This window comes from Klebsiella sp. 28, assembly GCF_018223905.1.
Lineage (GTDB): Bacteria > Pseudomonadota > Gammaproteobacteria > Enterobacterales > Enterobacteriaceae > Klebsiella > Klebsiella pneumoniae.
Map to the genome: position 1 here is coordinate 1 of NZ_JAGRQY010000211.1, position 8,639 is coordinate 8,639.

Consider the following 8,639-nt stretch of genomic DNA (forward strand, 5'->3'; position numbering starts at 1 on the left):
GCGTGATATTCCGCCAGCTTCTCCACCAGGTGGTGCAGCGGAAGCGCGGCGCGATTTTCCGCACCCGTCACTCCGGCGCGCGACAGCAGATAGGTGTAGCCGCGGCCATAAGAGGCAATCTGGCGCAGTAAATCGTCATCCGCATTGGGCGGGCAGATGAAAATCGGCGCGATGTTATGGCGCATCGCCGCCTGGCGGAACGGGGCGGACTCTTCCACCGGCACGTCGGCCACCAGCACCGAGTCGACGCCGACGCGGGCGCACTGGGCATAGAACGCATCGATGCCCGGGCTGAAGACGAGGTTGGCATACATCAGCAGGCCGATTGGGATGGTCGGATGCTTCTGGCGGATCGCCGCCAGCATCTCAAAGCACTGCGCCGGGGTCACTCCCGCGGCGAAGGCGCGCAGGGCCGCGCCCTGGATGGTCGGGCCGTCCGCCAGCGGGTCGGAGAAAGGGATCCCCAGTTCAAGGGCATCGGCGCCGCCTTCGATCAGCGCATCGATAATTTTCAGCGACTGCTCCGGTCCCGGATCGCCAAGGGTGACAAAGGGGACGAAGGCGCCTTCCTGGCGATTTTTCAGTTGGGCAAACAGCGTCTCATAGCGTTCCATCAGATTTCCCCTCGCGCTTTCAGGATGTCATGTACGGTGAAAATGTCTTTGTCGCCGCGGCCGGAGAGATTAACCACCAGCAGCTGCTCTTTTTCCGGGTTCTCGCGCATCATCTTCAGCGCGTGGGCCAGAGCGTGAGAGGACTCCAGCGCCGGGATAATCCCTTCGTGGCGGGAAAGCGCTTTAAACGCGTCCAGCGCTTCGTCGTCGGTGATCGACACATAGTCAGCGCGACCGGTGCTGTTCAGAAACGCGTGCTGCGGCCCAACGGACGGGAAGTCCAGCCCGGCGGAAATGGAGTAAGACTCTTCGATCTGGCCGTCGGCGGTCTGCATCATCGGCGACTTCATACCGAAGTAGATCCCAACGCGGCCATGCTTCAGCGGCGCGCCGTGCTCGCCGCTCTCGATACCGTGTCCGGCGGGCTCCACGCCGATCAGGCCGACGTTGGTTTCCTCGATAAAATCAGCGAACATGCCGATGGCGTTTGATCCGCCGCCGACGCAGGCGATCACCGCGTCCGGTAGGCGGCCCTCTTTTTCAAGGATCTGCGCTTTGGTCTCTTCGCCAATCATGCGCTGGAATTCACGCACAATCGTCGGGAACGGGTGCGGACCGGCGGCGGTGCCCAGCATATAGTGCGCCTTTTCGTAGCTGCCGGACCAGTCGCGCAGCGCCTCGTTACAGGCATCTTTCAGCGTGGCGGAGCCGCTGTGCACCGGGATCACCTCGGCGCCCATCAGGCGCATACGGAACACGTTCGGCGACTGGCGCTCGACGTCCTTGGCACCCATGTAGATACGGCATTTCAGGCCGAGCAGGGCGCTGGCCAGCGCTGAGGCGACGCCGTGCTGGCCGGCGCCGGTCTCGGCGATAATTTCGGTTTTACCCATCCGTTTGGCCAGCAGGGCCTGGCCCAGCACCTGGTTGGTTTTGTGCGCGCCGCCGTGCAGCAGATCTTCGCGTTTCAGGTACAGGGTGGTGCGGGTGCCTTCGGTCAGATTCCGGCATTTGGTCAGGGCCGTCGGACGCCCGGCGTAGTTTTTCAGCAGGTCGGTGAATTCCGCCTGAAAGGCCGGGTCCTTCTGCGCGCTGACAAAGGCTTCTTCCAGCTGGCGCAGGGCGGGCATCAGGATCTGCGGCACATACATGCCGCCGAATTCGCCGAAGTAGGGGTTCAGTAAAGTGCTCATTATTGCTCCTTAATATGCGCGCAGCGTCTGGAATACGGAGGCCAGCTTGCTGGCGTCTTTAATCCCGGGTTGCGACTCTACGCCTGAATTGAAATCGAGTCCGGCACAGCCGCTTTTGGCCGCTTCCACACAGTTATCGGCGCCGAGGCCGCCCGCCAGCATGACGTTGCGCAGATCCTGGCCCTGCAGCAGGCTCCAGTCAAAGCGCTGGCCGCTGCCGCCCTGGCCGTTGTCGAGCAGGTACTTGTCGACATGGCGGAGCGTACGGGCCGGGAAGGTTTCGCCGACGCTCAGCGCTTTCCAGATGCGGACGTTGTCCGCGAGGGCGTCGCGCAGCGCGTCGATATAGGCCTGGTCTTCATCACCGTGCAGCTGCACGGCGGCCAGCCCCAGAGCCTGCGCGCGGGCGACCACCTCCTTCAGCGGCGCATTGCGGAAGACGCCAACGTACTGCAGCGGCGCAGCGGCGATCACCGCTTTGGCCTGGGCGTCATTCACCGCTCGCGGCGAGGTCGGGACGAAGATCAGCCCACCGTAAATGGCGCCGGACTCCCAGGCCACCTGGGCATCCTGCGGGCGCGTCAGGCCGCACACTTTGTTCTCGCCGAGCAGCACGCGTTTAACCGCCGCTTCCAGATCCGCCTGCTCCATCAGGGCGGAGCCGATCAGGAAGCCGTTGGCGAAGTGGCTCAGCTCGCGCACTTCGGCATAGGTATGGATGCCGGATTCGCTGATCACCGTGACATCCGGGCCGAGACGCGACGCCAGCTGACGGGTGCGGTTAAGGTCAATCGACATATCGCGCAGGTCGCGGTTGTTAATGCCCACCACCTTCGCCTTCAGGGCGATGGCGCGCTCCAGTTCCTCTTCATTGCTGACTTCGGTGAGCACGCCCATATTCAGGCTGTGAGCCACCGCCGAGAGCTGACGATACTGTTCATCGTCGAGCACCGAGAGCATCAGCAGGCAGGCGTCGGCCTGATAGTAGCGCGCCAGGTAGATCTGGTAAGGGTCGATGGTGAAGTCCTTACACAGGATCGGCTGCGGCGCGACCTGGCTGACGATCGGCAGGAAATCGAAGCTGCCCTGGAAATATTTCTCATCACACAGCACCGAGATCGCCGAGGCGTAGTGCTTGTAGATGCTGGCGATCGCTGCCGGATCGAAATCCTCGCGAATCAACCCCTTCGACGGTGAGGCCTTCTTGCACTCGAGAATAAACGCGGTGCGGGTGCCGGCCAGCGCGTCATAGAAATTGCGCTGCGTCGGAACGATCTCATTTTGAAAACTGGCTAACGGTTGTTGTTGTTTGCGGGCTTCCACCCAAATCGCTTTGTCGGCAACGATTTTTGCTAAAACGGTTTGCATTCTTTACCCTCTTGCCGCTAAGGCGGTCACTCTGTCATAGGCCGCGCCGCTGTGCAGCACATCCAGTACCTGCTGAGCGTTAGCTTTCAGATCTTCATGCCCGTGTAAACGCATCAACATGGCGACGTTGGCGGCGACGGCGGCTTCGTGAGCGGCTTCACCTTTACCTTGTAGCAAGCGCGTCAGAATGTCACGGTTTTCTTCCGGGGTGCCGCCCGCCAGCTGTGCCTGATGGTAAGGCGTCAGGCCGAAGTCGTCGGCGGTCAGCTGATAGCTTTTAATTTCTCCATTATGCAGTTCGGCCACCACCGTAGGCGCATGCAGTGAAACTTCATCCATCCCACCGCTGTGCACCACCGCCGCGCGCTGATAACCCAGCACGCGCAGGGTCTCGGCGATCGGCAGCACCAGTTCCGGGCTGTAGACGCCAATCAGCGCCAGCGGCGGATGCGCCGGGTTGATCAGCGGCCCCAGCACGTTGAACAGGGTGCGGGTCTTCAGCTGCTGACGGACCGGCATCGCGTGGCGGAAACCGGTGTGGTACTTCGGCGCGAACAGGAAGCAGACGCCCAGCTCATCAAGCGCGGCGCGGGATTTATCGGCGTTCATATCGAGATTAATGCCGAAGGCCGCCAGCAGGTCAGAAGAGCCTGATTTACTGGAGACGCTGCGGTTGCCGTGTTTCGCCACTTTTAACCCGCAGGCCGCAGCGACAAAGGCGCTGGCGGTGGAGATATTGATGCTGTTGCTGCCGTCGCCACCGGTGCCAACGATGTCGGCAAACAGGTAGTCCGGGCGCGGGAACGGCGCGGCGTTTTCCAGCAGCGCGGTAGCGGCGCCGGCAATTTCCTGCGGCTGCTCGCCGCGCACTTTCATGCTGACCAGCGCGGCGGCCAGTTGCTCAGGCTTCACTTCGCCGCGCACGACGGCGGAGAACAGCTGGTGGCTCTCCTGCTGGCTCAGGGTTTCCGCCTGGTACAGTTTCTCAAGGATCGGCTGGAGGGTGTTGGTATGCTCCAGCTTCTGCAGCGCCCAGGCCAGGGTCTGCTCCAGCAGTCGCGCGCCCTGGGTGGTGAGGATCGATTCCGGGTGGAACTGGAAGCCGCACACCCGATCCGCATCGTGACGCACCGCCATCACCATACCGTTGAAATTGGCGTTAATCGTCAGCCCGGCGGGAATATTGCTGCCGACCAGCGAGTGGTAGCGCGCCACCGGCAGCGGGTTAGCCAGACCGGCAAACATCGCCTGACCGTCGTGCTCAATGCTGGAGGCTTTGCCATGGAGGATCTCCCCCGCCTGGCCGACATAGCCGCCGTAGGCTTCGACAATGGCCTGGTGGCCGAGGCAGATGCCGATGATCGGCAGCTTGCCGCGCATACGGGTCAGCAGCTCCGGCATGCAGCCGGCTTCGCTTGGCGTACCCGGGCCCGGGGAGAGCATCAGCACCGGGTTGTCCATGGTGCCCAGACGCTCAATCAGCGCCTGCGCCGGAACGGAGTTGCGATAAATCACTACGTTATGGCCGTTGGCGCGCAGCTGGTCTGCCAGGTTATAGGTAAAGGAATCGATATTATCGAGCAGCAGAATGTCAGCCATCAGAAAATCTCCTTCGCGTGATGGGCCTGGGCAATGGCGCGCAGCACCGCGCGGGCTTTATTTCGGGTCTCATCCGCTTCCGACTGGGGAACCGAGTCGAGCACAATGCCGGCTCCGGCCTGGACGGTAGCGATACCTTCCTGCACGTAGGCGGAACGGATGACGATGCAGGTGTCGAGGTCGCCGTGGGCGGTGAAATAGCCCACCGCGCCGCCGTAGCTGCCGCGGCGTTTACCTTCGGCGGCGGCAATCAGCTGCATGGCGCGGACCTTCGGCGCGCCGCTGAGGGTGCCCATATTCATGCAGGCGCGATAGGCGTGGAGGACGTCGAGATCCTGACGCAATTCGCCTACTACACGGGAGACCAGATGCATCACGAAGGAGTAGCGGTCAACCTTGGTTAAATCAGCGACATAGCGGCTGCCCGGGGTGCAGATGCGCGCCAGGTCATTACGCGCCAGGTCCACCAGCATCAGGTGTTCGGAAAGCTCTTTATGATCGGTGCGCATTTCCAGCTCGATGCGGCTGTCGAGGTCGCGATCCAGCGAGCCGTCGGCGCGGCGGCCGCGTGGCCGGGTGCCGGCGATGGGGTAGATCTCAATCTGACGGCTGACGGCATCATACTTCAGCGAGCTTTCCGGCGAGGCGCCGAACAGGGTGAAATCATTGTCCTGCATAAAGAACATGTACGGGCTGGGGTTGCTCTTCTTCAGCACATCATAAGCGGCCAGCGGCGATGGGCAGGGCAGCGAGAAGCGGCGGGAAGGAACCACCTGGAAGATTTCCCCGGCGCGGATCGCGCGCTGCATTTTGCGCACCACCGCGCCGTACTCTTCATCGCTCTGGTCAACGTCGCAGCGCATTTCGGCCACGGTGGTAACCGGTAGCGGCGCCGGCGGCTCGTTCAGCTGCTGACGCAGCTGGCTCAGGCGCTGCTCCAGGCGCTGTTTTTCACTCTCCAGCGGGGTGAACAGGCTGGCCTGAATGCGGGTATGCTTGGTCTGATGGTCGATGACCAGCAGGGTTTCCGCCAGATAGAAGCAGTAGTCCGGGCAGGTGGTGTCGCTTTGCAACTGGGGAAGATCTTCAAAACCGGCCACCAGGTCATAGGCGAACAGGCCGCCGAAGAACATCGCTTCGCGCTCGTTGTCCGGAACGCTCACCAGCTCCTGCAGGAGACGGAAGGCGTCAAACACCGACAGTGAGCAGAGACGGGCGTCTTCATCGAGCAGGGCGCTGACGGCCGGGAAGGTCAGGATGCGGCCGTTGGGCTGGCGCTGATTGTTGATCCCGGAGGGCAGCGCGCCGTCCAGTAATTCCAGCAGCGCCGCGCCGTTGGCTGAGAGGGCCTGAATAGTGACAGTGTCACCAAGGGCCGTAATGCGCAGCGCGCTATCGACCAGCAGCAGGCTTTTTAAGTCATCTTTGCTGTCGATGTCAGCGGATTCCAGCAGCAGCGTCGCCGGACGGGCGCCGCACAGTTGGTGGAATAACGCCGTCGGGTTCTCCCGGTAGATGGCGTCGCTGGTGAGAAGCTCGAGTGCCGGTTTGGATGTTTGCATTATTGTTCTCGCCTGTTCGTATTATTTTTGTCCAATAAAAAGCCCGCTCATTGGCGGGCCGGGTATCTGTATGCTGAATGCAAAACGCGATCACGCCGCCCGTCGTCAGGAGGTGCGCCACCAGCTGTGCAGAGTGATAAAGTGCATTTTCATCGTGATACCCCTTCATGTGAACTTGCGTACTAGTTAACTAGTTCAATGGAATAAAGTCAACCCTTGTTTGCAGATTTTCTCTGCCTGTCGGTATGATAATGCGCTTATTTACGTTGATGTCCAGCAGGAGTCCTTTTGAGCGACAGCCAATACGCAGTGATTTACGATCTGCACAGCCATACCACCGCCTCTGACGGGCGGCTGACTCCGCAGGAACTGGTCCATCGCGCCCATGAGATGCGCGTCGGCACCCTGGCGATCACCGACCATGACAGCGTGGCGGCGATCCCGGCGGCCCGGGAGGAGATCGCCCGCGCCGGATTACCCTTGACCCTGGTGAACGGCGTCGAGATTTCCACCCTTTGGGAGAATCACGAGATTCATATTGTGGGTCTGAATATTGATATTGCGCACCCAACGATGACCGCCCTGCTGGAGGAGCAGAAAGCGCGGCGCCAGCAGCGCGGTCAGATGATTGCCGAGCGCCTGGAGAAGGCGCGGATCCCCGGCGCCTGGGAAGGGGCGCTGCGACTGGCGGACGGTGGCGCCGTCACCCGCGGCCATTTTGCCCGTTTTCTGGTGGAGGCCGGCCATGCGAAAAACATGGCGGAAGTCTTCAAAAAATACCTTGCCCGCGGGAAAACCGGTTACGTGCCGCCGCAGTGGTGTACAATAAAACAAGCGATTGATGTGATTCATCATTCTGGCGGCAAGGCGGTGATTGCCCATCCCGGGCGCTACGATCTTTCCGCCAAGTGGTTGAAGCGGCTGTTGGCCCACTTTAGCGAGCAGGGCGGTGATGCCATGGAAGTGGCCCAGTGTCAGCAGGCGCCCCATGAACGCGCCCAGCTGGCCACCCTGGCCGTGCAGTTTGGTCTTCTGGCGTCGCAGGGATCCGATTTTCATCAGCCCTGCGCGTGGATCGAACTTGGCCGTAAGCTCTGGCTTCCTGCCGGCGTGGAAGGCGTCTGGCACAGTTGGGAAGCGGCCGCCGAATAAAAATTGAGAGGGAAGTATGAGCCAGTTTTTTTATATCCATCCGGATAACCCGCAGGCGCGGTTGATTAACCAGGCGGTGGAGATTGTGCGTAAGGGCGGGGTAATCGTTTATCCTACCGACTCCGGCTACGCGCTGGGCTGCAAAATTGAAGACAAGGGGGCGATGGAGCGGATCTGCCGCATTCGTCAGCTGCCGGACGGCCACAACTTTACCCTGATGTGCCGCGATCTGTCCGAGCTGTCAACCTACGCTTTTGTGGATAATGTGGCGTTTCGCCTGATGAAAAACAACACGCCGGGCAACTATACCTTTATCCTTAAGGGGACCAAAGAGGTGCCGCGTCGGCTGCTGCAGGAGAAGCGTAAAACCATCGGCATGCGCGTCCCGTCTAACCCCATCGCTCAGGCGTTGCTCGAGACCTTAGGCGAGCCGATGCTCTCCACGTCGCTGATGCTGCCCGGCAGCGACTTTACCGAATCCGACCCGGAAGAGATCAAAGATCGTCTGGAGAAAGTGGTGGACCTCATCATTCACGGCGGTTTCCTTGGGCAGCAGCCGACCACGGTTATCGATCTCACTGAAGACACCCCGGTGGTGCTGCGCGAAGGCGTCGGCGACGTGAGGCCGTTTCTCTAAGGCTATCTGCCGGGCGGAGCATCATGCGCCGTCCGGTACCCCGCGTTTTCGCCCCGACGGCACGATAATCATCCATAGCGCTACACAAACCAGCAGCGCGCCGAGAATCAATCCTTCCTCCACCGTCTCTCCGAGGCAGAGATAGCCCCACAGCGCCGCAAAAGGTGGGATCAAAAAGGTCACCGACAGCGAACGCAGCGGCCCTATATCTGCAATCAAGCGGAAGTAGAGAATATACCCTGCCGCCGTGCAGACCACGCCCAGCATGACTATCGCTATCCACGGCAGACTCTGCCGCCAGTCTACGGCAGGCCCATGCCAGCAGGACCAGAGAAAGAAAGGAAACAGAAACAGCGTGGCGCCGACCTGGCTACCCAGCGCGACGCGTTCAGCCTCGAGGCCGCCTCGCTGCTGGATCCAGCGGCGGGTCAGAAAGCCGGCCAGACCGTAACAGGCGGTCGCGGTCAGGCAGGCGCCAATCCCCGGCAGCAGCAGGGCGGCGCTAAGGCCAGAT

Annotated in this window: 8 protein-coding genes and 1 other annotated feature; of the genes, 2 read left to right on the plus strand and 6 right to left on the minus strand. The window is 61.4% G+C overall.

Annotated features, from left to right (window positions below):
• The 5 genes from trpA to KHQ28_RS26340 form a co-directional block, all read right to left on the minus strand.
• Window positions 1–614: tryptophan synthase subunit alpha (trpA, locus tag KHQ28_RS26320; RefSeq protein ID WP_211777736.1), on the minus strand; the 614-nt coding region annotated here is incomplete at its 3' end.
• A complete protein-coding gene (gene trpB / locus KHQ28_RS26325) occupies window positions 614–1,807 on the minus strand; it encodes a tryptophan synthase subunit beta (RefSeq protein WP_002901730.1) in 1,194 nt (397 codons plus the stop codon). The genes trpB and trpA, both read right to left, overlap by 1 nt.
• Window positions 1,808–1,816: 9 nt before the next feature.
• A complete protein-coding gene (trpCF, locus tag KHQ28_RS26330) occupies window positions 1,817–3,175 on the minus strand; it encodes a bifunctional indole-3-glycerol-phosphate synthase TrpC/phosphoribosylanthranilate isomerase TrpF (RefSeq protein ID WP_032419066.1) in 1,359 nt (452 codons plus the stop codon).
• A gap of 3 nt (window positions 3,176–3,178) precedes the next feature.
• Entirely contained in the window at window positions 3,179–4,774 is a 1,596-nt protein-coding gene (gene trpD / locus KHQ28_RS26335; RefSeq protein WP_004148109.1) for a bifunctional anthranilate synthase glutamate amidotransferase component TrpG/anthranilate phosphoribosyltransferase TrpD, read from the minus strand.
• Window positions 4,774–6,336 (minus strand): anthranilate synthase component 1, encoded by a 1,563-nt coding sequence (locus KHQ28_RS26340; RefSeq protein WP_004190758.1) that lies wholly within the window; start codon window positions 6,334–6,336, stop codon window positions 4,774–4,776. The genes trpD and KHQ28_RS26340 overlap by 1 nt, the downstream gene beginning before the upstream one ends.
• Before the next feature lie 33 nt (window positions 6,337–6,369).
• Window positions 6,370–6,465 (minus strand) — a sequence feature (Trp leader region).
• A gap of 159 nt (window positions 6,466–6,624) precedes the next feature.
• Between KHQ28_RS26340 and rnm the strand changes: the two genes are divergently transcribed.
• Entirely contained in the window at window positions 6,625–7,488 is an 864-nt protein-coding gene (gene rnm, locus KHQ28_RS26345) for an RNase AM (protein ID WP_002901735.1), read from the plus strand.
• A gap of 16 nt (window positions 7,489–7,504) precedes the next feature.
• Complete coding sequence (locus KHQ28_RS26350) at window positions 7,505–8,125, plus strand: L-threonylcarbamoyladenylate synthase (RefSeq protein WP_002901738.1); 621 nt, start codon at window positions 7,505–7,507, stop codon at window positions 8,123–8,125.
• 21 nt (window positions 8,126–8,146) lie between these two features.
• Here KHQ28_RS26350 and KHQ28_RS26355 read toward each other — a convergent pair.
• On the minus strand, window positions 8,147–8,639 hold a 493-nt coding region (locus KHQ28_RS26355; protein ID WP_211777737.1), incomplete at its 5' end, for a DMT family transporter.

Excerpts from the sequence above, each read along its gene's own strand:
- trpB (WP_002901730.1), bottom strand. The coding sequence starts at position 1,807 with ATGAGCACTTTACTGAACCCCTACTTCGGCGAATTCGGCGGCATGTAT.
- trpCF (WP_032419066.1), bottom strand. The coding sequence starts at position 3,175 with ATGCAAACCGTTTTAGCAAAAATCGTTGCCGACAAAGCGATTTGGGTG.
- trpD (WP_004148109.1), bottom strand. The coding sequence starts at position 4,774 with ATGGCTGACATTCTGCTGCTCGATAATATCGATTCCTTTACCTATAAC.
- KHQ28_RS26340 (WP_004190758.1), bottom strand. The coding sequence starts at position 6,336 with ATGCAAACATCCAAACCGGCACTCGAGCTTCTCACCAGCGACGCCATC.
- KHQ28_RS26350 (WP_002901738.1), top strand. The coding sequence starts at position 7,505 with ATGAGCCAGTTTTTTTATATCCATCCGGATAACCCGCAGGCGCGGTTG.